We start from the raw sequence: 24,630 nt of genomic DNA, 5'->3' as shown, positions 1-24,630 counted from the left end.
CGGGGGCCGGGTGCGGCACCCGCCCGTGTTGCAGGATTGTGTCAGATATCCAGGTTGGTGACCTTCAGCGCATTGTCCTCGATGAAGTCGCGGCGCGGTTCGACCACGTCGCCCATCAGGGTGCTGAAGATCTGGTCGGCGGCCACCGCATCCTCGATCCGCACCTGCAGCAGGCGGCGGGTATCGGGGTTCACGGTGGTGTCCCACAACTGTTCCGGGTTCATTTCGCCCAGGCCCTTGAAGCGCTGGATCTGGCGGCCCTTCTTGGCTTCCTCCATCAGCCAGGCCTGGGCCTGGGCAAAGCCGGTGACCTCGGTCGAGCGGTTGCCACGGTTGATGGTCGCGCCTTCGCGGATCAGGCCATGCAGCAGCTGCGAGGCCTGGTGCAGCGGGCGCAGGTCGCCGGATTCGAAGGCCGCCAGCGGCAGCACCTGGATGTGCTCCTCGCCCATGTGGCGGCGGGTGACCAGCACTGCGGCCGGGCGCTGTTCGGTCGGTTCCTGCAGGACCAGGCTGAAACGCGGGGTGCCAAGACTGCCCTGGTTCAGGCGCCTGGCCAGCGCGTCCAGGCCCTCGCCGGCCGGCGCGTTGCGCAGGTGCTCCAGGTCCATCGGGGTGAAATCGACCAGGGCTTCGAGCAGGCTGCGATCGTAGCGGTGGGCGTTGCGGTCGATGGCGTCCTGGGCGCTGGCGTAGGTCATCAGCAGCTTCTCCAGCGCCACGCCCTCGATCGGCGGTTCGCCGGCAGCCGGAACCAGCGAGGCGTTCTCCACCGCGCTGTTGGCCAGGTAGGCGTCCAGCGCCGGGTCGTCCTTCAGGTACAGCTCGGTCTTGCCCTGCTTGATCTTGTACAGCGGCGGCAGGCCGATGTAGACGTAGCCGCGCTCGATCAGCTCCGGCATCTGCCGGTAGAAGAACGTCAGCAGTAGGGTGCGGATGTGCGCGCCGTCGACGTCGGCGTCGGTCATGATGATGATCTTGTGGTAGCGCAGCTTGTCCGGGTTGTACTCATCGCGGCCGATGCCGGTACCCAGCGCGGTGATCAGCGTACCCACCTGGTCGGAGGACAGCATGCGGTCGAAACGCGCGCGTTCCACGTTGAGGATCTTGCCGCGCAGCGGCAGCACCGCCTGGTTCTTGCGGTTGCGGCCCTGCTTGGCCGAGCCGCCCGCCGAGTCACCCTCGACGATGAACAGCTCGGACAACGCCGGATCCTTTTCCTGGCAGTCGGCCAGCTTGCCGGGCAGGCCGGCGATGTCCAGCGCGCCCTTGCGGCGGGTCAGGTCGCGGGCCTTGCGCGCGGCTTCGCGGGCGCGGGCGGCATCGACGATCTTGCCGGCGATGGCCTTGGCCTCGTTCGGGTTCTCCTGCAGGAACTCCTCCAGGCGCGCGCCGAAGGCGTTTTCCACGGCCGGGCGCACGTCGGAGCTGACCAGCTTTTCCTTGGTCTGGCTGGAGAAGCTCGGGTCCGGCACCTTCACCGACAGCACCGCGATCATGCCTTCGCGCATGTCGTCGCCGGTCAGGCTGATCTTGGCCTGCTTGGCGATGCCGTTCTGCTCGATGTAGTTGTTCAGCACGCGGGTCAGCGCGCCGCGGAAACCGGCCAGGTGGGTGCCGCCATCCTTCTGCGGGATGTTGTTGGTGAAGCAGTACATCGTTTCCTGGTAGGAATCGGTCCACTGCAGCGCCACTTCCACGGTGATGCCGTTGTGCTCGCCGCTGACCGCGATGACGTTCGGGTGCAGCGGAGTCTTCAGCTGCGCCAGATGCTCGACGAAGCTCTTGATGCCGCCTTCGTAGTGGAAATCGTCGCGACGGCCTTCGCCACGCTCGTCGGCCAGGATGACCTTGACGCCGGAGTTGAGGAACGACAGCTCGCGCAGCCGGCGCGCCAGGATTTCGTAATGGAATTCGACGTTGCCATGGAACGCGACGGTCGAGGGCCAGAAGCGCACGGTGGTGCCGCGCTTGCTGGTGGTGCCCAGCTGCTTCAGCGGGCCGACCGCGGCACCGTTGCTGAATTCCTGCTGGTAATGGAAGCCGCCCTGGAAGACGTCCAGCAGCAGCTTCTCCGACAGCGCGTTGACCACGCTGACGCCCACGCCGTGCAGGCCACCGGACACCTTGTAGCTGTTGTCGTCAAACTTGCCACCGGCGTGCAGGACCGTCATCACCACCTCGGCGGCGGATACCTCGCGGCCGAGCTTGGCGCTCATCTGCTCGTGCTTGCCCACCGGGATGCCGCGGCCGTTGTCCGACACCGACACCGAGCCATCGGCATGGATCGTCACCAGCACGTTGTCGGCGTGTCCGGCCAGCGCTTCGTCGATGGAGTTGTCGACGACTTCGAACACCATGTGGTGCAGGCCGGTGCCATCGTGGACATCGCCGATGTACATGCCGGGACGCTTGCGGACAGCCTCCAGGCCTTCAAGGGCGGTGATGCTGTTGGCGTCGTAATTGCCGTTGCTGGCCGGAGTGTTCTGTTCTTCGCTCATCGCGCTTGCCGTTGGCTCCACAGGTCACGCGCCGGCCCGGAGGTCGGGGCGTGAGTAAAGAGGGGATCGTCGAAAGTATACCAGCCGGGCCCTTGCGCACCCGGAACCGTCATGGGCGGACTTGGATGGCGCCGTGTTCCACGTGGAACACGGCGGACGGATGCAGGTGTTCGGACAGGGCGACAGGGGTCTCGGTGGCGGTAATGAAGACTTGGGCGGGGGTTGCGGCCAGCAGATGCAGTACGCGTTGCTGGTGGTGCCGGTCCAGTTCCGCCCCGAGGTCGTCGAGGGCGATCACCGGCCACTCGCCGCGCTGGGCCGCGTAATCATCCGCCTGGGCCAGCAGGCAGGCCAGGGCGGTGAGCTTGGCCTGGCCGCGCGACAACGCATCGCGGCCAGGAATCTCCCCATAGCCGACCGACCAGTCGGCCCGGTGTGGCCCCACCGAGGTGTGGCCCATGGCGCGGTCGCGCTCGCGGGACAGCAACAGCGCGTCGGCCAGCGACATCTCGTGCCGGCGCCAGCCCGGTTGCAGTTCCAGGCGCTGCAACTGCAGCCCAGGCGCCAGATCCGCCGCAATGGCCACGGCGCGTTCCTGCAGCCGGTCGAGGTAATGCTGGCGCCGCGAGGTCAGCGGCGCCCCCGCCTCGGCCAGTTCGTGGTCCCAAGCATCAAGCTGGCGCGGGGCGGCGCCCGCCTTCAGCAGGGCATTACGCTGCTTGAGGGCCCGGGTGTAACGACGCCACAGCGAAAGAAAGTCAGGTTCCACGTGGAACAAACCCCAATCGATGAAACGCCGGCGCGGCTCGCTGCCGCCACTGGCCAGGGCGTGGCTGCCCGGCTCGAAAGTCACCACCGCGAGAGCCGCGCACAGCGTTCCGAGTTGCGCTACATCCTCCCCATCAAGACGGCCCTTCCACGCCTGGCCGGCATGACGCAGGCCAGCACGGCGCAGCCGTTCGTCACCGCCGGCTCCCACGCGTTCCTGCCACTCGACAAAGACTTCCAGCGCCTCGGCGCCCTTCTGCACCAGTCCATCGCGGACCCGGCCACGGAAACTCCGCCCGTACGCCATCAGATGCAGGGCCTCCAGCAGGCTGGTCTTGCCCGCACCGTTGTCGCCGGTGATCAGGTTGAGGCCCGGGCGGGGAGCGAGCTCCACGGAATCGAACCGGCGGACCCGGTTCAGCGAGAGACGGACGATGTGCATTGATGCTCGGGGGTAGATGCAACGCCCCGGCGGTTACCCCCCGGGGAAAGATCCGCAGCTTAAAGCATCCATCCCCCGGACCGCGTGGTGAAGGGGGTGCCGCCGATCGTCGCCTTCGGGCGCCGCCCAGCCCTGTGGGGGGCCAGTGGGTCCTCCCTGCGTACCCTGTGGATAAATCCGCCGATTTCCCCCCCGGATCTGGCTACCCACAGCTATCCACAGGGCAATCCCCGCCTTTTCCGCAGGGGTTTCGCCCTATAAATATCCTTTTAAAACAAATAGATAACCTAGTTTTACATGAAATCCAGCACTACCATCACCACAAAGCTTTTGATTTATTTCCAGATTTAAAGCTTTGCAGGCCTCACGCAGACGTTCCCAAGGGGGATCTTTTCTGAGTGCCGACGCATCCCGGAACGGGAGCCTTCAACAGGCACCTCGTCGGCCTGGACTGGCAGGCGTTCCACATCGGGCAGGGCAAATAGCAACTTCGTCGCTGCCGGGTTCCACGTGAAACCTTGCGTGAACTGCAAGGCGAAAAGAAGCCCGGCATTGCCGGGCTTGTGTTCCACGTGGAACTGCGCGCCTCAGAGACGCAAGGGCATGACCACATGCCGGGATTTCTCACTGCTGGCTTCACGTACCAGGGCGGAGGAGTTGGAATCGCGCAACTGGATGACGATGTGCTCATCGCGCAGTGCCGACAGCGCATCGAGCAGGTAGTTCACGTTGAAGCCAATGGCCAGGTCGCTGACCTGGGTATCGGCCTCGATCTCTTCCTGCGCTTCTTCCTGCTCGGGGTTATGCGCGCTGATCTTCAGCTGGCCCGGCGTGACTTCAACGCGGACGCCGCGGTACTTCTCGTTGGACAGGATGGCCGCACGCTGCAGCGACGCACGCAGGGTTTCGCGGTCCACCTTCACTTCACGGTCGGCGCCGATCGGGATCACCGCTTCGTAATCCGGGAAACGGCCATCGATCAGCTTCGAGGTGAAGGTGACATCGTCGCGCTTGACCCGCACGTGGCTGCGGCCGACTTCCAGCTCCACTTCGCGGTCGCCGCCCTCGAGCAGGCGCTGCAGCTCGGTCACGCCCTTGCGCGGCACGATGATCTGGCGCTTGGAGCCGGTGCTGTTCTCCAGCGCCGTTTCGCACAGCGCCAGGCGGTGGCCGTCGGTGGCCACGCAGCGCAGCAGCTGGTCGCGCAGGTCGAACAGCAGGCCATTGAGGTAATAGCGCACGTCCTGCTGCGCCATCGCGAACGCGGTGCGCTCGATCAGTTCCTTCAGTGCCGATTCGGGCACCGCTACGCGCTCGGTCGCCTCGACCTCGTCCACGGATGGGAAATCGTTTGCCGGCAGCGTGGCCAGGGTGAAGCGGCTACGCCCGGCCTGCACGGTGATCTTCTCGCCGGTCTGCGACACGGTCACGCGGCTGCCGTCGGGCAGGGCGCGGACGATCTCGAACAGCTTGCGTGCCGGAATCGTGGTTTCGCCGTCCTGCGCATCCTCGACCGCGATGCGGGAGACCATTTCCACTTCCAGGTCGGTACCGGTCAACGACAGCTGGCCGCCCTGTACCTGGACCAGGAAGTTGGCCAGAACCGGAAGGGTCTGACGGCGTTCAACCACGTTGACGACCTGGGCCAACGGCTTGAGGAAGGCTTCGCGCTGCAGTGTGAAACGCATGTGGTTTCGTGCCCCTATGCTTTTAAAGATGTGGGTTAAATCAAAAGCTTGGTGGTGCTGGTAGAGCCAGATTTGGTTTAAAACACACCCAAGTATTTGTTTTTAAAGGATTTCATTGCATCGAAACCCTCTGTATCACTGGCCCGGAACGGGTGGGGAAAGCTGTGGATAACCTGGCGCCGATCTGGCAGCGCATTTTTATCCACAGATTCCCCAACGTCTGCCCCCGAATGATGCACCGTTTTGTGCGATGACGCCTGTCTCGCGCCGATGCATCATTCGCTGGCCCTGTTGCCACGTCGTTGCCGGTGTCCCGATGGTTTACTCACTCAACTTGCGGATGAGCTTGTCCCAGTCTTCGCGCAGCTTGCCGTCGGTCTCCATCAGCGTGCGGATCTGGCGGCAGGCATGCAGCACCGTGGTGTGGTCGCGGCCGGCGAAGGCGTCGCCGATTTCCGGCAGGCTGTGTTCGGTCAGTTCCTTGGTCAGCGCCATTGCCACCTGCCGCGGCCGCGCCAGCGAACGGGTGCGGCGCTTGGACAACAGGTCCTTGATCTGCAGGCCGTAATAGTCGGCCACGGTCTTCTGGATGTTGGGAATGCTGATCGCCTGCTGCTGCGCGCGCAGCAGGTCGCGCAGGGTTTCCTGGGCGAACTCGGTGGTGATCGCGCGTCCGGTGAAATTGGCGCGCGCGGTCAGCGTGTTGAGCGCGCCTTCCAGGTCGCGCACGTTGGAGCGCATCTTCTTGGCGATCAGGAACGCGACGTCATCGGGAATCTCGGCGCCGCGCTCGCGGGCCTTGGCCAGCACGATGGCCGCGCGGGTCTCGAAATCCGGCGGTTCGATCGCCACCGACAGGCCCCAGGCCAGGCGCGACTTCAGCCGCGCTTCCAGGCCCTCGACTTCGCGCGGATAGCGGTCGCAGGTCAGGATGATCTGCTGCTTGCCGTCGAACAGCGCGTTGAAGGTGTGGAAAAACTCCTCCTGGGTGCGGTCCTTGCCGGCGAAGAACTGGATGTCGTCGATCAGCAGCGCGTCCACCTGCTGGAACTGGCGCTTGAACTGGTCCATGGTCTTTTCCTGCAGCGCCCGGATCATGGCGCTGAAGAACTGCTCCGAACGCAGATACAGCACCCGCGCGGCCGGGTTGGCCTGGCGCATGGCGTTGCCGGCGGCCAGCATCAGGTGGGTCTTGCCCAGGCCGGTGCCGCCGTACAGCAGCAGCGGGTTGTGCGCACGGTCGCCGGGCTTCTGCGCCGCCTGGAAGGCGGCGGCCAGGCCCAACTGGTTGCTGCGGCCTTCGACGAAGTTGGCGAAGGTGTAATGCGCGTCCAGGTTGCCGTTGAACGGCACCGCCGGCGTGGCGGCCGCGGCAATGGCCGCAGGCGCGGGCGCCACCACCGGTTCGGCCGCGCGCGGGCGCGATCCGATCTCCAGCTGCACGTCGGTGACGTCGGCGAAATAGCGCAACAGCTCCTGGATGCGCGGCAGGTAGCGCTCGCGCACCTGGTCGACGATGAAGGCATTCGGGGCGTACAGCACCATGCTGTCGGCGCGGTGGTCGGCCTGCAACGGCTTCAACCAGGTGTGGACATCTTCGGGCGGGAACTCCGCTTCGAGACGTTCGATACAACGGGACCAGGCATCCATCAGGAATAATCGTAGAAGGCACGCGGGACGGGCGCAGCGAGCCGCCCGGCCACGTGCCGGAGTAGGGGAAAGTGGATGGCCCAGACTACCACCGCGCGGCGGGGGCGGGAATGCTTGTCCCTGACTTGTTCACAGGATCATCCACAGCCTGTGGATGAAACCCCTGCAGCGCAGGCCGGACAAGGCTTGACGCAGTGGGGGTGGGGTCTATAGAATTTCCGGTTCTTTCCGTCCCATTCATACAGGTGCCCCCATGGCCACCAAGCGCACGTTCCAACCCAGCAACCTCAAGCGCAAGCGCGATCACGGCTTCCGCGCGCGTATGAAGACCGCTGACGGCCGCAAGATCCTGTCGCGTCGCCGCGCCAAGGGCCGCAAAGTCCTCAGCGCTTGATTGCGTTGCCGCCCCGTGCGGCAGATGCAACTCCGATCGTGAGCAGCACCGACCCGCGCAAGCGATTTCCTCGCTCTGCGCGGGTTCGTACGCGTGCCGAATATACAACGGTCTTCAACGGCGCCCGCCGTGTATCCGACCCGCTGATGACACTGCACTGGCTGAAAGGGGATTCCCCCGCCCGGCTGGGCTTGGCCGTGTCACGCAAGGTCGATACGCACGCGGTGGGCCGCAACCGTATCAAGCGTGTGCTGCGTGATGCCACACGCCACCTCCGGGCAGGCATGGCCGGGGGTGACTACGTCGTGGTCGCCCGCTCGGCGGCCAGACTTGCCAGCAACCGGCAGATCCGCGAGGCGTTCGAACGCCTGCTGCGCCGTGCCGGCGCATTGCCCGCCGTGGTCGCTGACGGCACAATGCCGCCGCGCGAGGGCAACGAACCCTCTTCTTCCTTGAACGCGCCGGGCACCCTGCCTGGTCGAGCCGAGCCTGCCTGCTGATGAACCAGACCCGTGTATTCCTGATTTTCGCCTGGCTGATGGTGGCGGTGCTGCTGTGGATGGAGTGGGGCCGCGAGAAGAACGCGCCGGACCCGGCCACCGTCGCCGCGACCCAGCCCGCGGTACCGGCGGCAAACGATGCCGACCTGGCACCGCCGGCCGCCGGCAACGTGCCGCAGGCGGCCGTTCCCGGGCAGGCCGCGGCCACGCCGTCGCCAGCGCTGGAAGCGGTCACCACCGCACCCCGCGTGAACGTGACCACCGACGTGCTGAAGCTGGTGCTCGACGGCCGCAGCGTGCTCGACGCCGACCTGCTGCAGTTCCCGCAGACCAAGGCTGCCGGCAGCCCGCCGGTGCAGCTGCTGACCGAGGAAAAGGCGCATCCGTACAGCGCCACCAGCGGCTGGGTCGGCCAGGGCGGCTCGGCCGCGCCGGGCGCCAACGGCTTCCAGCCGGTGCAGGCGGCGAAGGACTACACCCTGGCCGATGGCCAGAGCGAGCTGCAGGTGCCGTTCGTCTGGAACGGCCCGAACGGCGTCAGCATCCATCGCACCTACACCTTCAAGCGCGGCGACTACGCCATCGGCGTCAAGGATGAAGTGGTCAACGCAGGCACCACGCCGTGGCAGGGCTATGTGTTCCGCAAGCTGGACCGGGTGCCGGCGGTGCTCAGCCGCAGCATGACCAACCCCGATTCCTTCAGCTTCAACGGCGCCACCTGGTACGACAACGACAAGAAGTACCAGCGCCGGCCCTTCGCCGACTACCTGGAGGACGGCAACCTCAACCAGACTATCACCGGTGGCTGGGTGGCGATGCTGCAGCACCATTTCTTCACCGCGTGGATCCCGCAGGCCGACCAGGCCTCGCTGTACCTGCTTTCGCAGAACGGCCCGCGCCATGTCATCGAGGCGCGCGGCCCCGGCTTCACCGTGGCCCCGGGCCAGAAGGTGAGCACCCAGGCACGCCTGTGGGTCGGCCCGAAGCTGGTCAACCAGATCGCCAAGGAAGACGTGCCCGGCCTGGAGCGCGTGGTCGACTACAGCCGCTTCTCGCTGATGGCGATCATCGGCCAGGGCCTGTTCTGGGTGATGAACCAGGTCCACAAGCTGGTCGGCAACTGGGGCTGGTCGATCATCGGCCTGGTGATCCTGCTCAAGCTGGCGTTGTTCCCGCTGGCCAATGCGCAGTACAAGTCGCAGGCCAAGATGCGCAAGTTCCAGCCGCGCATCGCCCAGCTCAAGGAACGCTATGGCGACGACCGCCAGAAGTTCCAGACCGCGATGATGGAGCTGTACAAGAAGGAAAAGATCAACCCGATGGGCGGCTGCCTGCCGCTGCTGATCCAGATGCCGATCTTCTTCGCCCTGTACTGGGTGCTGGTGGAATCGGTGGAACTGCGCCAGGCACCGTGGTTCGCGTGGATCCAGGACCTGACCGCGCGTGACCCCTACTTCATCCTGCCGGTGATCAACGTGGCGGTGATGTGGTTCACCCAGAAGCTGACCCCGGCACCGGGCATGGACCCGATGCAGCAGAAGATGATGCAGTTCATGCCGCTGGTGTTCGGCGTCATGATGGCCTTCATGCCGTCCGGCCTGGTGCTGTACTGGGTGGTCAACGGCGGGCTGAGCCTGGCCCAGCAGTGGTGGATGACCAAGAAGCACGGCGAGGACGCACCGACGCCGCCGGCCAAGGCCGAAGCCAAGTAAACGCGAAAGCCCGCCGCAGGCGGGCTTTTCGCATGCGCGGCGCGGGTGCGCGCCGTCGTGCTGCCCACGGGGCCAGCGGCGCAGGCGCCGCTCCACTAGAATCGTCCGGCCTCCGCCCGTCTTCGTCTGCCATGTCCCGTTTTCCAGCACTGCGCGGTTTCCTGTTGCCCGTGGCGATCGCCGCGTTGCTGGGCGCGTGCGGTGGCGGGCAGCAGGACGTACCGCCGGCCCCGGCAGCGGAACAGGCCGCGGCCGCCGACCCTGCCGCCGCGCCGCTGCTGGCGGCATTGCAGAAGCAACTCGACGGCCACCGCCGCATCATCGTGCTGCTGGCCGACGAGGGCGCGCAGGGCGAGCGCGACCGCGCCACGTCCACCCGCATCGGCCAGCAGTTGTTCCACCAGGGGCTTGAACAGCGCGAGGCGATCGCCGCGCAGTTCGATGCGCTGCTGCGCACCGCCAGCCCGCAGCGCTTCGCCACGCTCGGCGTGGTGCTGGACTACATCGAGTCGGCGCCGGATCTGTTCGATGCCGACCGCCTGGCGTTCCGCGAGGTGCTGCGCGACCTGCACGCGCGCATCGGCGCCGATTCCTCGCTGCCGGCGGTCAAGCTGCACCAGCGCATCGGCGAGGACCTGGAGGCGCTGGACGAGATCGAGCGCAACTACAACCAGGAAGTGACCCGTATCTTCAGCCGCTTCGATCGCACCCGCGCCATCGCGCTCAAGCGCGAGAAGTGGGAGGACTACGTGGCCCACCTGCGTACCCGTTACGAGCGCGAGGTGATCCTGCGCGACCATGGGGTGATCGAGCCCTACCCGATGTCGATGAAGGACAGCGAGCGCGAGATCTTCGGCCGCGACCTTCCGGCCAAAACCGTGGTGCTGACCTTCGACGATGGTCCGCACAAGGCGCATACCGAGGAGATCAGCGCCATCCTCAAGCGCTACGACGTCCCCGGCGTGTTCTTCGAGGTGGGCCGCAACATCGGCACCGTCGCTGCCGACGGCACGGTGACGCTCGGTGCGATGGCGGGCATCAGCCGCCAGTTGATGGCCGACGGCTATGCGGTGGGCAACCACAGCCTGACCCACGCGCAGCTGTCGCGCACCAGCGGCGACGCGCTGCGCGAGCAGGTGCTGGGCACCGACACGCTGCTGCGCCGGGTCGGTGGCGAGCGCGCGCCGCTGTTCCGCTTCCCCTATGGCGCGCGCAACGCCGAAGGCCTGCAGCTGCTCGGCGAGGCCGGGCTCAAGTCGATCATGTGGAACATCGATTCGATGGACTGGGCCGACCCGGTGCCGGAGTCCATCGTGCAGCGCGTGCTCGAGCAGGTGCAGAAGGAGCAGAAGGGCATCATCCTGTTCCATGACATCCACGATCGCGCGGTGAAAGCGCTGCCGCAGATCCTGGACCGGCTGATCGCCGACGGCTACCAGTTCGCCGGCTGGAACGGCCGCGATTTCTCCGTCAGCCGCGCGCGCCGCGATGCCGGCAACCCAGCCACCGTCACCACCGGCTACGAGAAGTCCTGGGCGATCGTGATCGGCATCGACGACTACGCGAAGTGGCCGAAGCTGGAGTACGCCAGCCGCGACGCGCAGGCCGTGGCCGACACCCTGACCGGCCAGTTCGGCTTCCCTTCCTCGCAGGTGATCGTGCTGAAGAACCACGAGGCCACCCGCAACAACATCCTGGCGGCGTTCCACGACCGCCTCGCCGATGGCCGCACGCAGAAGAACGACCGCGTGTTCGTGTTCTTCGCCGGCCATGGCGCCACCCGCCAGCTCGCCTCCGGGCGCGACCTGGGCTACATCATCCCGGTGGACTCGGACCCGCGTGAGTTCGCCACCGACGCGATCGCGATGACCGACGTGCAGAACATCGCCGAGAGCCTGCAGGCCAAGCACGTACTGTTCGTGATGGACGCCTGCTACAGCGGCCTGGGGCTGACCCGCGGCGGCGCGTCGTCTTCCGCGTTCCTGCGCGAGAACGCGCGGCGTGCCGCGCGGCAGATGCTCACCGCCGGTGGCGCCGACCAGCAGGTGGCCGACAGCGGGCCCAATGGCCACTCGGTGTTCACCTGGGTGCTGCTGCAGGCACTGTCCGGCAAGGGCGACCTCAACGGCGACGGCCTGATCACCGGCACCGAACTGGCCGCCTACGTCGCGCCGGCGGTGTCGGCGGTATCGCGGCAGACCCCGGCGTTCGGCAGCCTGCCAGGCTCGCAGGGCGGTGAGTTCGTGTTCCAGGTACCGGACAGCCAGGAATTCCTCAACGCCGGCACCACCCAGCTCTCGGCCGACGCCATCGCGCTCAACAGCCGCGTCGATGCGGCCCAGGGTGGCGCCGAGGCCGCGGTGAAGGTGGCCAGCCTGCAGGGCGGCAGCAGCACGCTGGTAGTGCCGGCGGCGGTGCCGGCGTCCGACCGCCAGCGCGCCCAGCAGGCCAACGACCGTGGCCTGCAGCTGTACCGTGAAAAGCGCTACGACGAGGCGGTGGCGCAGTTCACCGAAGCGCTCAAGCTGCGCCCGGATTTCGCCCAGGCCGCCAACAACCTCGGCTTCGTCTACTACCGCCAGCAACGCTACGCCGAAGCGGCGCGCTGGCTGGAGAACACACTGAAGATCGACCCGTCGCGCGCGGTGGCCCATCTCAACCTGGGCGACGCCTATTTCCACGCTGGCGACAAGCCCCGGGCGAAGCAGGCCTACGCCACCTACCTGGAACTGCAGCCGCAGGGCAGCGGCGCCGCGCAGGCCCGCGCGCAGCTGCAGAAGCTGTAAGCCATGAACGACAGCGCCGGGCGCGACACCATCATTGCCATCGCCAGCGGCGCCGCGGCCGGCGGCGTCGGCATCCTGCGGCTTTCCGGTCCCGCATCGGCGGCGATCGCCCGCGCGCTCGGCTGCCCCGCGCTGCAACCGCGGCATGCGCACTACGCGCGCTTCCGCGATGCGGACGGCGAGGTGCTCGACGACGGCATCGCGTTGTACTTCCCCGGTCCGCGCAGTTTCACCGGCGAGGACGTGGTGGAGCTGCAGGGCCACGGTAGCCCGGTGGTCCTGCGCCAGCTGCTGGAGCGCTGCGTCGCGCTCGGTGCGCGCCAGGCGCGGGCCGGCGAGTTCAGCGAACGCGCCTTCCTCAATGGCAAGCTCGACCTGGCCCAGGCCGAGGCCATCGCCGACCTGATCGCCGCCGGCGACGTACGTGCCGCCCGCGCTGCCCGCCGCTCGCTCGACGGCGTGTTCTCGCGGCGCGTGGAGGACGTGGCCGAACAGCTGGTGCGGCTGCGCATCCACGTCGAGGCCGCCATCGATTTCGCCGACGAGCCACTGGATACGCTGGGCGGCGCGCAGGTACGCGCCGGCGTGGCCCAGGCGCGCGCGGCGCTGGCGCGGCTGCGCGCCGACGCCGAACGTGGCCGCAAGCTGCGCGACGGCCTGCACGCGGTGCTGATCGGCCCGCCCAACGCCGGCAAGAGCTCGCTGCTCAACGCCCTGGCCGGCAGCGAGCGCGCCATCGTCACCGACATCGCCGGCACCACCCGCGACACCCTGCGCGAGACCATCCGCATCGACGGCCTGGAGCTGGAGCTGGTCGACACCGCCGGCTTGCGCGAAGGCGGCGATGCCATCGAGCGCGAGGGCATGCGCCGCGCCCGCGCCGAAATGCAGCGCGCCGACCTGGCCATCGTGGTGCTGGACGCACGCGACCCGGAAGCGGGCCGGCAGGCGGTCGGCGATGCCGCCGCCCAGGCCGCGCGCCAGCTGTGGGTACTGAACAAATGCGACCTGCTGCGGCAATGGCCGCAACCAGCGGGCGGCGACGTGATCGCGATCTCCGCCGCCAGTGGGCAGGGGCTGGATCAGCTGCACGCGCGCCTGCGCGACCTTGCCAGCGAAGGTGCCGGTGAAGGCCAGCAGGGCGAGTTCTCCGCGCGCCTGCGGCATGTGCAGGCCATCGTCCTGGCCGCCGCGCACCTGGACGATGCCGAGGCGCAACTGCGCCACGACCACCTGGAACTGGCTGCCGAGGAACTGCGCCTGGCGCACCAGGCGCTGGGCGAAATCACCGGCCGCATGACCGCCGACGACCTGCTGGGCCGGATCTTCTCCAGCTTCTGCATCGGCAAGTGAGCGGCCGCCGGCATTGAAACGTTCATCGGCGGCCGGTTAGTCTGCGCGGGCCGCCGTGGGGGCGGCCCTGAAGGAGTCCGGTCCAATGCGCCATTGATGCCCGCCCTGCCAGCCCGCGCTGGCGAGGCCTCGCGAAGTCCCGCTGCCGCTGGCAGCCGGGTGATCCGGGCATGGATGGAATGCAATGACCACGACTCCCTTCCTGACGCTTGAACGCGTCTCCTGGCAGCTGCCCGACGGCCGGCTGCTGTTTTCCGATCTGGACGAAACCTTCGACGCGCGCCCGACCGGGCTGGTCGGGCGCAACGGCGTGGGCAAGAGCGTGCTGGCGCAGGTGCTGGCCGGCCGCCTGGCGCCCACCCGCGGGCGCTGCCTGCGCTCCGGGCCGGTGGCCTGGCTGCCGCAGCAGATCGACGCTTCGCCGTCCGCGAGCGTCGCCGAACTCGCCGGCCTGGGCGATGCGCTGGCGGCGCTGCATCGTATCGAGCAGGGCAGCAGCGACCCCGCCGATTTCGAAGCACTGGGCGAGCGCTGGCAACTGCGCGAACAGCTGCAGGCCGCACTGGAGCGGATGCAGCTGCAGGGCGTCGCCGCCGATACGCCAGTGCGCCGGCTCAGTGGCGGCCAGCGCATGCGCGTGGCCCTGGCGGGCGCGTTCCTGTCGGATGCCGATTTCCTGATCCTCGACGAGCCCACGAACCATCTCGACGCGCCGGGCCGGCAGCTGCTGCGCGACCAGTTGCGGGGCTGGCCACGCGGCCTGCTGGTGGTCAGCCACGACCGCGAGCTGCTGGGCGACATGCAGCGCATCGTCGAGCTGTCCTCGCTGGGCCTGCGCAGCCATGGTGGCGACTACGACTTCTACGCGGCACGCAGCAGCGAAGAGCGGCGCCAGGCCGCGGACACGCTGCAACAGCGGCGCCACGAACGCCGCCAGGGCGAACGGATGCTGCGCGAGCAGCAGGAACAACGCGAGCGTCGCGCCGCCCGTGGCAACCGTGAAGCGGCGCACGCCAACCAGGCACCGATCCTGCTGGGCCGGCAGAAGCAGCGCGCGCAGGCCAGCGCCGGCAAGGCGCTGCTGCAACGGCAACAGCAACGCGAGCAGCTGCAGGAACAGGTGCGGCAGGCGGCGGCGCAGGTGGATGCCGCGGCCCCGGTGGTGTTGCTGCCGGCCGCCGCCGCCGGCGCTGCGCCCGCCAAGGTGGCCGCGCTGCAGGACGTGGTGCTGCCGTTCGTCGAAGGTGCGCTGGCGCGGATCGACCTGCTGCTGGGGCGGGGCGAGCGGCTGGCCCTCACCGGCCGCAATGGCAGCGGCAAGTCGGTGCTGCTGCAGCTGCTGGCCGGACGGCTGGCGCCGCGGCACGGCACGGTGCAGGTCAACGTGGCGCATGCCTGGCTCGACCAGCATCTGTCCCTGCCGGTGCCGCGGGGTACGGCGGTGGAGCAGCTGCGCCATGCCACCCCGGGCATGGCCGAACCCGAGCTGCGCACCCGGCTGGCGCTGCTGGGCCTGGCTGCCGGGCACGCCGACGCGCCGGTCGCCGCGCTCAGTGGCGGCGAGCGCATGAAGCTGGCGCTCGCCTGCGCCGTGTACGCGCAGCCACCGGCGCAGTTGTTGCTGCTCGACGAACCGGCCAACCATCTCGACCTGGAGGCGACGCAGGCCCTGGAAGCGCTGTTGCGGCAATGGCCGGGCACGCTGCTGGTGGCGGCACATGACGAAGCGTTCCTGCGTGGCATCGGCATCAGCGGCCGCCTGCATGCCGGCGCCGGCGGCTGGTGCCGGTTGCCGCCGTGAATCACGCCAGCCGCACGCGATGCGGGCAGTGGCGGCGCAGCGCGCGGCCATGTCCCATGCCGGTCACATCCACCCCGCACACTCCCGCTTCCTTCAATGACGGCAACAGGAGCGGGCGGTGTCCGGCAAAGCGGTGATGGCGGTGGTGGCAGGGCTGTGCATGATGGCATCCTCGACGGCAATGGCCGCCGCTCCCGTTCCCCCATCGCCGCAGGTATCGGTGTACGCGCACCGTGGCGCCAGTGCGCTGCTGCCCGAGCACACGCTGGCGTCCTACGCGCAGGCCATCGTCGATGGCGCCGACTACATCGAGCCGGACCTGGTGATGACCCGCGACGGGGTGATGGTCGCGCGCCACGAGAACGAGATCGGCGCCACCACCGATGTCGCCGCGCGCCCGGAGTTCGCCGCGCGGCGCACCAGCAAGGTGATCGACGGCAGGCGCGTCGAGGGCTGGTTCACCGAAGACTTCACCCTGGCCGAACTGAAGACCCTGCATGCCCGCGAGCGCCTGCCGGAGCTGCGCGGCACCGCGTTCGACGGCGAGTTCCGCATTGCCACCCTGGACGAGATCCTCGAGTTCCTGGTGCAGCAGGCGCGGCGCAGCGGGCGCGGCATCGGCCTGGCGCCGGAGATCAAGCACGGCAGTTACTTCCGCGGCATCGGCCTGGCGATGGAGGAGCGCCTGCTCGACGCCCTGCGCGGCAATCCCTACACCCGTGTCGCACCGGTACTGGTGCAGTCGTTCGAGACCGCCAACCTGCGCCAGCTGCGCGCGCGCATCGGCCGCCAGTCCAACATCCGCCTGCTGCAGCTGCTGGGCGACGCCCAGGCGCAGCCTGCCGACGTGGCACTGGCCGGTGGCGAGCTGACCTACGCGCGCATGGCCACGCCGGCCGGCCTGCGCGAGGTGGCCGGCTATGCCGATGCGATCGGCGTCGAGCGCCGCGCGCTGCTGCCGCTGGATGCGCAGGGGCGGTTGGCCGCGCCCACGCCACTGATCGCCGACGCGCATGCCGCCGGCCTGCAGGTGGTGGCCTATACCTTCCGCCCGGAAAACCCGTTCCTGCCGCCGGACCTGCGCCAGGGCGCAGCCGATGCGCGCAACCCACAGGGGTCCATCGCCGAGATCCGTGCCTATCTGCGGGCCGGGATCGATGCCTTCTTCACCGACGACCCGGCGCTGGGCCGCCGCGCGGTGGACGGCGATGGCCCCGTTGCCGGCGGCGCCGGCTGATGCCCGGTCACGACGGGTCGCGGCGCGGGCGCGGGCGCAGCTGCACCACCACCTCGTAGTCGCGGCCCTCGCGCGGCTGCCACAGCACCGGCACCTGGCCGGGCGACGGCGGCTCCAGCTCGGCATCGGCCAGCGGCGCATCGGCGTCGTCCTGTTCGTCCTCGTCCTCCCAGCTGTAGCGCTTGCGCGGTGCCAGCGGGTCGGCATGGCGGAACAGCAGGGCGGCGATCACGCCGGCGGCCGCGCCACCCATGTGCGACTGCCACGACACGCCGGGCTCGTGCGGCAGCACGGTCATCACCATGCCCCCGTAGAACAGCACGCCGATCATGCCGGCGGCGATCGCGGCGCGGTCGCGGCGCAGCAGGCCCAACCCCAGCACCAGGAACATCAGGCCATGGGTGATGCCGCTGGCGCCGAGGTGGTGGCTGCCGGGCTCGCCCAGCATCCACGCACCGACGCCCGAGCCCAGCCACAGCAGTGGCAACGCGCGCAGCGTCGCCTTCGGGTAGACGGCGCCGGCCAGGGTTCCCAGGATCAGCAGCGCGGCCGCGTTGGCCGCCAGGTGTTCGATGGAACCGTGCAGCAGCGGCGCGCCGAGCAGCCCCAACAGGCCCGCGGTGTCGTGCGGGCCCACCGCCCAGGGCCGCCAGTCCCAGCCGGTCTGCTGCAGCGCGAACATCGCCACCAGCAGCAGCACGAAACCCAGGCTCAGGTTGAAGGCGCGCAGCACGCGACGGCGGTCGCTGCTGCGGTCGGTGGCCGAGGTCTGGCCGGTGTCTGGCGTGTTGGAAGTGTCCATGGCTTTCGGGATTGCGGCGCCCTGCAGTGAATGCAAGGGCGCCGCATCGGGACGCCGGCGTACCACCGGCGGGACAATCGCGGCGTATGCCGGTTCCGGGTCAGGCCTTGTGCCCGCCCTTGGGCGGCAGCTTCAGGCTCAGCACCATCGTCACCACCAGGATCGCGGCGACCACGCCCAGCGACACCGGCACCGGGATCTTGTACAGGTCGATCAGCAGCATCTTGGCGCCGATGAAGCCCAGGATCACCGCCAGGCCGTACGGCAGCAGGTGGAAGCGGTCGGCCATGCCGGCCAGCAGGAAGAACATCGCGCGCAGGCCCAGCACCGCGAACACGTTGGAGGTCAGTACGATGAACGGGTCGGTGGTGATGGCGAAGATCGCCGGGATCGAATCCACCGCGAAGATCACGTCGGTGACCGCGATCAGCACCAGCACCACGAACATCGGGGTGAACCAGCGCACGCCGTTCTTCTCGGCCATCAGGCGGTTGCCGTTGTACTCATGGGTGATGCGCAGGTGCCGGCGCATGAACTTCAGCGCGGGGTTGTCGTCCAGGCTCGGTTCCTGGCCGGCGGCGAACCACATCTTCCAGCCGGTGAACAGCAGGAACGCGCCGAACACGTAGAGCAGCCAATGGAACTGGCTGACCAGCACGGTGCCGGCGAAGATCATCACCGTACGCAGCGCAATGGCACCCAGGATGCCGATGATCAGCACGCGCTGCCGCGCCGTCTCGGGCACCGCGAAGTAGCCCATGATCAGCAGGAAGACGAAGATGTTGTCGACCGCCAGCGCCTTTTCGATCAGGTAGCCGGTCAGGAACTGCAGGCCGATTTCATTGGCCACCGCGGTACCGGCGGTCTCGTTCAGGTAGTACCAGAGGCCGGCGTTGAAGGCCAGGGCCAGGGCGACCCAGCCGATCGACCACAGCAGGGCTTCCTTGAAGGTCACCTTGTGCGGGCCGCCGTGGCGCATCAGCACCAGGTCGATCAACAGGGCGGCGATGACGACGGCGACGAAGCCGCCCCAAAGCCAGGGATTACCGATTGTCTGGATCATGGGAGTTCCGGTCATGTGGAGGTTCTGGGAACCGCAGGGGCCAAGAACTGGACACGGAATCGGGGAGACCGGGGACAGAGCTTCGCCTATGCGGCGAAGGTCTTGCTCACAGTCCCGGGGCCGGGACTGCCGTTGCACCGGAGCCTTGCGGCTCGAACTGACGGCGACAACGTCTGGGAGCTACTCCCCTTCAGCCGCCGATAGTGCCGGCTTGACGCTTTGCCGTCAATGAATGCGCCGCGGCGGCGGCCCGGCGCCCGTTACAATGGCGCCCATGAATACCCCCCTTCCCGTCGTACGCCTGAAGAACGCGTGGCGCTCCAGCCACCCGTGGATTTTCCAGAAGCTGGTCGAAAAGCCCGTCGCCAAGCCCAAGCCCGGCACCATCGTCGACGTGGTCGGGGTGGATGGGGAGTGGATCGGCCGCGGCTTCTACAACGGCCACTCGCGCATCGCCGTGCGCATCCTGGAAACCCGCCGCGACGTGGACGTGGACCAGGCCTGGTTCGCCGCCAGGATCGCCGACGCGGTGTCACTGCGTCGTGACGTGCTCAAGCTGGACCAAGTGTCCAACGCGTGGCGCGTGGTGCACAGCGAGGGCGACGGCCTGTCCGGGCTGGTGGTGGACCGCTACGACGACCTGATCGTGGTCGAGTTCTTCGCCGCCGGCATGTTCCGCCACCGCGAATGGATCTACGAGGCGCTGCGCGCGCAGTTCCCGGGTTGCCGCTTCCACAGCTTCGCCGACGAACACGTGCAGAAGCAGGAGAGCTTCGACTTCCACGGCAACACCACCACCGAACCAGCGGTCATCACCGAGTACGGCATCAAGTTCCGTGCTGACCCGGCCGGCGCGCACAAGACCGGCTTTTTCGCCGACCAGCGCGAGAACCGGCAGTGGCTGAGCCAGCAGGTCGAAGGCAGGAGCGTGCTGGACCTGTGCTGCAACACCGGCGGCTTCGCCGTGTACGCGGCCGCGCGCGGCGCCAGCGAGGTGCTGGGCGTGGACATCGACCAGAACGTGATCCAGATCGCCAAGGGCAACGCCCGGCTCAACAACGCCAAGCCGAAGTTCGTGCAGGCCGACATCTTCCCGTGGCTGCGCGATGCCGCCAACCGCGGCGAACAGTACGACGTGGTGATCCTGGATCCGGCCAAGATGACCCGCGACCGCGACCAGGTGATCAACGCGCTGAAGAAGTACCTGGACATGAACAAGCTGGCGCTGGGCGTGGTCAAGCCCGGTGGCCTGTTCGCCACCTTCTCCTGCACCGGCCTGGTGTCCGAGGAGCAGTTCCTGGACATGCTGCGCCGCGCCGCGTTCTACGCCGGCCGCACCCTGCAGATCCTGAAGGTGGCCGGCGCCGGCCCGGACCACCCGTTCATGGCGCACGTGCAGGAATCGCGCTACCTCAAGGCGGTGTTCTGCCGCGTGGTGGACTGAGCATTCCAGGGGAGCGGCAACGGTCGCTCCCATAGCGCGCGGATCGGGCGCCATGCCCGGCGGCTATGGCTGTAGCAACGGCGGGTACTACCGGTCCGCGCCGCGGCGGCGGTATGGTCGTGGCCTTTCCCCGAAGCCGAGGCCCGCATGTCGCTGCGTCGTCTGTCCCTGCTGCTCGCCCTGGCGCTGGGCGCCCCGTTGTCCGTCCAGGCGGTCGAATTCACCCAGGCCGAACTAGCCCGCGCCAAGGCCCTGCAGCAGCGCCTGCTGACCCTGGACAGCCACCTGGATACCCCGGCCAACCTGGCCCGGCCCGGCTTCGACATCCTGCACCGCCACGACCACAACGCGCTGTCGCAGGTGGATTACCCGCGCATGCTCGACGGCGCGCTCGACGGCGGCTTCTGGGCGATCTACACCGACCAGGGCGACCGCAGCCCCGCCGCGCACCTGGCCGAGCGCGACCACGGCCTGATGCGGCTGATCGAGATCCGCGAAATGCTGGCCGCGCACCCGGACCGCTTCCAGCTGGCGCTCACCGCCGACGATGCCGCGCGGATCAAGGCCGCCGGCAAGCGCGTGGTCTACATCAGCATGGAGAACGGCAGCCCGCTGGTGGCCGACCCGTCGCTGCTGGGCTTCTACCACAAGGCCGGGCTGCGCCTGCTGTCCACCGTGCACTTCGCCAACAACGAGTTCGCCGATTCGGCCACCGACCCCAAGGGCGCGGAGTGGAAGGGCCTGAGCCCGGCCGGCAAGGCGCTGGTGCACGAGGCGGTGCGGCTGGGCATCGTGATCGACCAGTCGCATGCGTCCGACGCGGTGTTCGATGACCTGGCGGCGATGCTGCCGGTGCCGTTCATCCTCTCGCACAGCGCCGCCAAGGCGGTGTTCGACCATCCGCGCAACCTGGACGACGCGCGCCTGCGCCAGCTCGCCGCCAAGGGCGGGGTGATCCAGGTCAACGCCTACGGCGGCTACCTGCTCGACGAGACCCCCAGCCCGGAGCGCAAGCAGGCCGAGGAAGACCTCGAAAAGCGGCTCGGCGGCTGGGATGGCATGCCGATCGAGCAGGGCGTGGCGCTGGCGCGGGGGATGGCCGAGCTGGACCAGCGCCTGCCGCGGCGGCGGGCGACGCTGGACGACTTCTTCGTCCATTTCGCCCACCTGCTCGATGTCGTCGGCCCCGACCACGTCGGCATCGGCATGGATTGGGACGGCGGTGGCGGCCTGCCGGGCATGCGCGACGTCACCGACCTGCCCAAGATCACCGCCTGGCTGCAGCGCCGCGGCCTGAGCGATGCGCAGATCGCCAATATCTGGAGCGGCAACGTGCTGCGGGTGATGCGCCAGGCGCAGGACTACGCGGCGAAGAACGCCGCGAAGTAACCGGGCGCCATTGCCACCGCTGCGTCGCGTGGCCGCGCTGGCCGCGCGACGGCGAGGCCGAGCGCCGCATGCCCGGCGCCTTCGCTGCCACGGCAGCGGCAGCGCCGGTTCCCGGGTCGGCCGGTCTGTCCGCGGCCGTGATCGGCCGCCGCAGTTTCCCTGGGATGGATCCACCCGGCGCGCCCGGCGCTGCGCTTCGTACCCGGGCACGAAGCCGCGGCGGTCGCCGCGCGCGCGCGTTGCCCGCGTGGGTCAACGCACGTTGCCCCGCCGCGTGCCGGGGTCGCCGCCGGGGTCAGCCCGGCGGCTTGCCGAGCACCGCATTGCGGCGGCTGTAGAGCACGTAGACCACCAGACCGAACACGTTCCACAGCGCGAACCACAACTGGGTGCGGGTGGGCAGGCTGAAGAACAGGTAGATGCAGCCCAGGATCGCGATCGGGCCGACCACCCACGCCAGCGGCGTGCGGAAGGTACGCGCGCGGCCGGGTTCGCGCCGGCGCAGCACCAGCAGGCACAGGCCGACCGCGGTGAACGCGGCCAGGGTGCCGGCATTGGCCAGCGCGGCGATCTCGTCCAGCCGCGCCACCCCGGCCAGCGCGGCCACCAGCACCGCGGTGAACACGGTGATGGTCACCGGGGTGCCGGTGCGCGGGTTCACCAGCGACAGCCCGCGCGGCAGCAGACCATCGCGCGACATCACGAAGAAGATGCGGCTCTGGCCGTAGAAGAACGCCAGCAGCACGGTGGGCAGGGCGATGATCGCGACCACGCCGATCACCAGCGCGGCGGTGCCGTGGCCCAGTTCGCGCATGATCAGCGCCAGCGGCTCGGCGCTCTTGCCGAACACCGTGTAGCTCATGGCGCCGACCGCGGCCAGCGCCACCAGCAGGTAGATCAGGGTGCAGCCGACCATCGAGCCGATGATGCCGATCGACAGGTCGCGCCTGGGGTTCTTGGTTTCCTCGGCGGCGGTGGAGATCGCATCGAAGCCGTAGAAGGCGAAGAAGATGATCGCCGCCGCGGCCATCACCCCGCGCTCGACCCCGTCCGGACCGAGCGACTTGGGGAAGCCATAGGGCATGAACGGCTGCAGGTTGGCCGGGTCGAACGCCGGCAATGCCACCCACACGAACACCGCCAGCGCGATCAGCTTGAGCACCACCAGCACCGCGTTGACCGTGGCGCTCTCGCGGGTGCCGGCGATCAGCATGCCGGCGACCAGGAAGGTGATGACGATGGCCGGCACGTTGAGCAAGCCGCCTTCCACGTGCGGGCCCGCGGCCAGCGATGGCGGCAGCACCACGTTCCAGCCGAAGGAGGTGTGCAGCCATTCCAGGAAGCCGACGAAATAGCCGGACCAGCCCACCGCCACCGTGCTGACCACCAGCGAGTATTCCAGGATCAGGCTCCAGCCCACCACCCAGGCGATGGTCTCGCCCAGCGCGCTGTAGCTGTAGGTATAGGCGCTGCCGGCGGCCGGCATCATCGTCGACAGTTCGGCATAGGCCAGCGCCGCGCAGGCGCAGACGATGCCGGCGACGATGAACGAGATCAACACTGCCGGGCCGGCCTTGTCCGCACCCACGCCGATCAGGGTGTAGATGCCGGTGCCGACGATGGCGCCGATGCCCAGCGCGACCAGGTGGGGCCAGCTCAGCGACGGGATCAGGCGGCGGCCTTCCTCGTGCTGGGTGAGTTGGTCGATGGATTTGCGCCGGAGCCAGGACTGCATGCGGACCTCGCGGTTCGTGGTATTCGGGAAAGGGGCCGAGTTTCGCCGAACGCAGCGCAGCAAAGCCAGAATTTCCCGTTGCTTTCATGGGCTTTGGCGATGGGCGGTAGCCGGGGCGACGGATCCGGCACAAAAGCCGCCAGCCAGGTGTTGATGGCGCCGCCCGCCAATGCGCCCGGGGGGCGGCGTGGACGAAGCGGGGCAGGGCGCCCGATGCAGCGCCTGGGGGCGATGGGGGGACAGGACCTGCCGGCAAGATGCGGCGCATCCACGTCGTGGCCATGGGGGCTCACTGCGCCGGGCTTCGCCGATGGCGCGCCGCGGCGAACCCCGTACGCGGCAAGCCCCGTACCTACGCGCGGCGCGGATGCGCCAGCAGGTACTCGCGCAGGGCCACGGCCTGGTTGTGTTCGGTGTCGCGGGCGGCGTAGACCAGGGTCACCGGCCCGGCGTCCAGCGCATCGCGCAGCGGCGCCAGCAGCCGTGGCTGCGCGGCCAGCTCGCGCCAGTAGCGCTGGCGGAATGCGTCCCAGCGCTCGGCGCGGTGGTCGAACCACTGCCGCAGTTCGTTGCTGGGCGCCACGTCCTTGAGCCATTGCGCCTGTAGCCGGGCGCGGCTGACCCCGCGCGGCCACAGGCGGTCGACCAGGAAGCGCTGGCCGTCGCCGTCGCTGGCCGGTTCATAGGCGCGCTTGCAATGGATGGGCATGCCGACCTCCCGGCGCCGGGGCTCAGCCTTCCAGCCCGAGCCGTACCCCGAATGCGATCAAGCATACGCCGACCGCGCGCCGCAGCCACACGCCCACGCGTGGGTACCCGGCCAGGCGCCGGGCGATGAACTGGCCGCCGAAGATCAGCACCGAGCACCAGCCCACGCTCAGTACCGCGATCAACCCGGCCATCAGCCCCAGGGTCAACGCGCCACGCTGCGTGGCCGGGTCGATGAACAGCGGGAAGAACGCCATGTAGAACAGGATCGCCTTGGGGTTGAGCACGCCCACCAGCAACGCCTGCCGGAACCAGCGCCGGCCCCACTGCTGCGCCGTGGCGCCGGCCGCGGCGGCCGGTTCGCGCAGCAGTTGCAGGCCGACCCAGACCAGGTAGGCCGCGCCGACGTAGCGCAGCCCGGCGAACAGCAGCGGATGTGCCTTCAGCAGCGCGGCCACGCCGGTGGCGGCGATGGCGATCAGGATCTGGTCGCCCAGCATCAACCCGGCCAGCGTCGCGTAGCCGGCGCGCACGCCGCCGCGCGCGGTGGCGGTGAGCAGGGTGAAGGTGCCCGGCCCGGGCAGCATCAGGAACAGGATGACGGCCACCACGAAGGTGCCCAGGTCGTTGATGCCCATCCACGGCATGGCGCTGGTC

The 24,630-nt window shown here is 68.6% G+C and carries 19 protein-coding genes; 9 read left to right on the top strand and 10 right to left on the bottom strand.

Annotated features, from left to right (window positions below; all coding sequences use genetic code 11):
• Window positions 1–41: 41 nt before the first annotated feature.
• From gyrB to dnaA, 5 genes are all read right to left on the bottom strand, one after another.
• Window positions 42–2,501 carry a DNA topoisomerase (ATP-hydrolyzing) subunit B gene (gene gyrB, locus AC06E6_RS11370; protein ID WP_313247962.1) on the bottom strand — a complete coding sequence of 820 codons (2,460 nt, stop codon included), beginning with the start codon at window positions 2,499–2,501 and terminating at the stop codon, window positions 42–44.
• 109 nt (window positions 2,502–2,610) lie between these two features.
• Window positions 2,611–3,711 (bottom strand): DNA replication/repair protein RecF, encoded by a 1,101-nt coding sequence (gene recF, locus AC06E6_RS11365; RefSeq protein ID WP_478061389.1) that lies wholly within the window; start codon window positions 3,709–3,711, stop codon window positions 2,611–2,613.
• A 347-nt stretch (window positions 3,712–4,058) separates the two neighbouring features.
• A complete protein-coding gene (locus tag AC06E6_RS11360; RefSeq protein WP_478061387.1) occupies window positions 4,059–4,283 on the bottom strand; it encodes a hypothetical protein in 225 nt (74 codons plus the stop codon).
• A 15-nt stretch (window positions 4,284–4,298) separates the two neighbouring features.
• Window positions 4,299–5,399: a DNA polymerase III subunit beta gene (gene dnaN, locus AC06E6_RS11355; RefSeq protein ID WP_104937593.1), complete on the bottom strand. Its 1,101-nt coding sequence runs from the start codon at window positions 5,397–5,399 to the stop codon at window positions 4,299–4,301.
• Between the two features lie 321 nt (window positions 5,400–5,720).
• Window positions 5,721–7,049: a chromosomal replication initiator protein DnaA gene (gene dnaA / locus AC06E6_RS11350; RefSeq protein ID WP_240213001.1), complete on the bottom strand. Its 1,329-nt coding sequence runs from the start codon at window positions 7,047–7,049 to the stop codon at window positions 5,721–5,723.
• Window positions 7,050–7,302: 253 nt separating this feature from the next.
• Here dnaA and rpmH point away from each other — a divergent pair, with 253 nt between their 5' ends.
• From rpmH to AC06E6_RS11315, 7 genes are all read left to right on the top strand, one after another.
• Window positions 7,303–7,443, top strand: a complete 141-nt coding sequence (rpmH, locus tag AC06E6_RS11345; protein ID WP_006404565.1) for a 50S ribosomal protein L34 — start codon at window positions 7,303–7,305, stop codon at window positions 7,441–7,443.
• A 38-nt stretch (window positions 7,444–7,481) separates the two neighbouring features.
• Entirely contained in the window at window positions 7,482–7,943 is a 462-nt protein-coding gene (gene rnpA / locus AC06E6_RS11340; RefSeq protein WP_054668516.1) for a ribonuclease P protein component, read from the top strand.
• Entirely contained in the window at window positions 7,943–9,655 is a 1,713-nt protein-coding gene (gene yidC / locus AC06E6_RS11335; protein ID WP_240213002.1) for a membrane protein insertase YidC, read from the top strand. The genes rnpA and yidC overlap by 1 nt, the downstream gene beginning before the upstream one ends.
• A gap of 131 nt (window positions 9,656–9,786) precedes the next feature.
• Window positions 9,787–12,441 carry a polysaccharide deacetylase family protein gene (locus AC06E6_RS11330; protein ID WP_478061383.1) on the top strand — a complete coding sequence of 885 codons (2,655 nt, stop codon included), beginning with the start codon at window positions 9,787–9,789 and terminating at the stop codon, window positions 12,439–12,441.
• Window positions 12,442–12,444: 3 nt separating this feature from the next.
• Window positions 12,445–13,794, top strand: a complete 1,350-nt coding sequence (gene mnmE / locus AC06E6_RS11325; protein WP_478061381.1) for a tRNA uridine-5-carboxymethylaminomethyl(34) synthesis GTPase MnmE — start codon at window positions 12,445–12,447, stop codon at window positions 13,792–13,794.
• A 184-nt stretch (window positions 13,795–13,978) separates the two neighbouring features.
• Window positions 13,979–15,595: an ABC-F family ATP-binding cassette domain-containing protein gene (locus AC06E6_RS11320; protein ID WP_478061379.1), complete on the top strand. Its 1,617-nt coding sequence runs from the start codon at window positions 13,979–13,981 to the stop codon at window positions 15,593–15,595.
• A 160-nt stretch (window positions 15,596–15,755) separates the two neighbouring features.
• On the top strand, window positions 15,756–16,832 hold the full coding sequence (locus AC06E6_RS11315) for a glycerophosphodiester phosphodiesterase (RefSeq protein ID WP_478061431.1): 1,077 nt from the start codon (window positions 15,756–15,758) through the stop codon (window positions 16,830–16,832).
• A gap of 7 nt (window positions 16,833–16,839) precedes the next feature.
• On the opposite strand, the gene AC06E6_RS11310 is transcribed toward AC06E6_RS11315, so the two are convergent.
• Both AC06E6_RS11310 and AC06E6_RS11305 read right to left on the bottom strand, forming a co-directional pair.
• Window positions 16,840–17,634 (bottom strand): rhomboid family intramembrane serine protease, encoded by a 795-nt coding sequence (locus AC06E6_RS11310; RefSeq protein WP_104940051.1) that lies wholly within the window; start codon window positions 17,632–17,634, stop codon window positions 16,840–16,842.
• Between the two features lie 100 nt (window positions 17,635–17,734).
• Window positions 17,735–18,694 (bottom strand): TerC family protein, encoded by a 960-nt coding sequence (locus AC06E6_RS11305; RefSeq protein ID WP_104940328.1) that lies wholly within the window; start codon window positions 18,692–18,694, stop codon window positions 17,735–17,737.
• A 277-nt stretch (window positions 18,695–18,971) separates the two neighbouring features.
• Between AC06E6_RS11305 and AC06E6_RS11300 the strand changes: the two genes are divergently transcribed.
• Window positions 18,972–20,141, top strand: coding sequence for a class I SAM-dependent rRNA methyltransferase (locus tag AC06E6_RS11300; protein WP_478061377.1), 1,170 nt, complete (start codon window positions 18,972–18,974; stop codon window positions 20,139–20,141).
• Between the two features lie 147 nt (window positions 20,142–20,288).
• Window positions 20,289–21,530 (top strand): dipeptidase, encoded by a 1,242-nt coding sequence (locus AC06E6_RS11295; RefSeq protein WP_478061375.1) that lies wholly within the window; start codon window positions 20,289–20,291, stop codon window positions 21,528–21,530.
• A 295-nt stretch (window positions 21,531–21,825) separates the two neighbouring features.
• On the opposite strand, the gene AC06E6_RS11290 is transcribed toward AC06E6_RS11295, so the two are convergent.
• The 3 genes from AC06E6_RS11290 to leuE form a co-directional block, all read right to left on the bottom strand.
• Window positions 21,826–23,265, bottom strand: coding sequence for an amino acid permease (locus tag AC06E6_RS11290; protein WP_478061373.1), 1,440 nt, complete (start codon window positions 23,263–23,265; stop codon window positions 21,826–21,828).
• A gap of 352 nt (window positions 23,266–23,617) precedes the next feature.
• On the bottom strand, window positions 23,618–23,974 hold the full coding sequence (locus AC06E6_RS11285; protein ID WP_313256000.1) for a DUF488 domain-containing protein: 357 nt from the start codon (window positions 23,972–23,974) through the stop codon (window positions 23,618–23,620).
• A 22-nt stretch (window positions 23,975–23,996) separates the two neighbouring features.
• Complete coding sequence (gene leuE, locus AC06E6_RS11280; RefSeq protein WP_104940046.1) at window positions 23,997–24,620, bottom strand: leucine efflux protein LeuE; 624 nt, start codon at window positions 24,618–24,620, stop codon at window positions 23,997–23,999.
• Between the last annotated feature and the right edge of the window lie 10 nt (window positions 24,621–24,630).

The organism is Stenotrophomonas sp. Steno-Z10-HUANG (genome assembly GCF_056393075.1).
Note: the sequence above shows the minus strand (reverse complement) of the source record. Positions and strands in the feature narration are given on the sequence as shown.

Excerpts from the sequence above, each read along its gene's own strand:
- AC06E6_RS11295 (WP_478061375.1), top strand. The coding sequence starts at position 20,289 with ATGTCGCTGCGTCGTCTGTCCCTGCTGCTCGCCCTGGCGCTGGGCGCC.
- AC06E6_RS11315 (WP_478061431.1), top strand. The coding sequence starts at position 15,756 with ATGATGGCATCCTCGACGGCAATGGCCGCCGCTCCCGTTCCCCCATCG.
- AC06E6_RS11310 (WP_104940051.1), bottom strand. The coding sequence starts at position 17,634 with ATGGACACTTCCAACACGCCAGACACCGGCCAGACCTCGGCCACCGAC.
- mnmE (WP_478061381.1), top strand. The coding sequence starts at position 12,445 with ATGAACGACAGCGCCGGGCGCGACACCATCATTGCCATCGCCAGCGGC.
- recF (WP_478061389.1), bottom strand. The coding sequence starts at position 3,711 with ATGCACATCGTCCGTCTCTCGCTGAACCGGGTCCGCCGGTTCGATTCC.
- AC06E6_RS11285 (WP_313256000.1), bottom strand. The coding sequence starts at position 23,974 with ATGCCCATCCATTGCAAGCGCGCCTATGAACCGGCCAGCGACGGCGAC.
- gyrB (WP_313247962.1), bottom strand. The coding sequence starts at position 2,501 with ATGAGCGAAGAACAGAACACTCCGGCCAGCAACGGCAATTACGACGCC.
- AC06E6_RS11330 (WP_478061383.1), top strand. The coding sequence starts at position 9,787 with ATGTCCCGTTTTCCAGCACTGCGCGGTTTCCTGTTGCCCGTGGCGATC.
- dnaA (WP_240213001.1), bottom strand. The coding sequence starts at position 7,049 with ATGGATGCCTGGTCCCGTTGTATCGAACGTCTCGAAGCGGAGTTCCCG.
- dnaN (WP_104937593.1), bottom strand. The coding sequence starts at position 5,399 with ATGCGTTTCACACTGCAGCGCGAAGCCTTCCTCAAGCCGTTGGCCCAG.
- leuE (WP_104940046.1), bottom strand. The coding sequence starts at position 24,620 with ATGCCGTGGATGGGCATCAACGACCTGGGCACCTTCGTGGTGGCCGTC.
- AC06E6_RS11300 (WP_478061377.1), top strand. The coding sequence starts at position 18,972 with ATGAATACCCCCCTTCCCGTCGTACGCCTGAAGAACGCGTGGCGCTCC.
- yidC (WP_240213002.1), top strand. The coding sequence starts at position 7,943 with ATGAACCAGACCCGTGTATTCCTGATTTTCGCCTGGCTGATGGTGGCG.
- AC06E6_RS11320 (WP_478061379.1), top strand. The coding sequence starts at position 13,979 with ATGACCACGACTCCCTTCCTGACGCTTGAACGCGTCTCCTGGCAGCTG.
- rpmH (WP_006404565.1), top strand. The coding sequence starts at position 7,303 with ATGGCCACCAAGCGCACGTTCCAACCCAGCAACCTCAAGCGCAAGCGC.
- AC06E6_RS11290 (WP_478061373.1), bottom strand. The coding sequence starts at position 23,265 with ATGCAGTCCTGGCTCCGGCGCAAATCCATCGACCAACTCACCCAGCAC.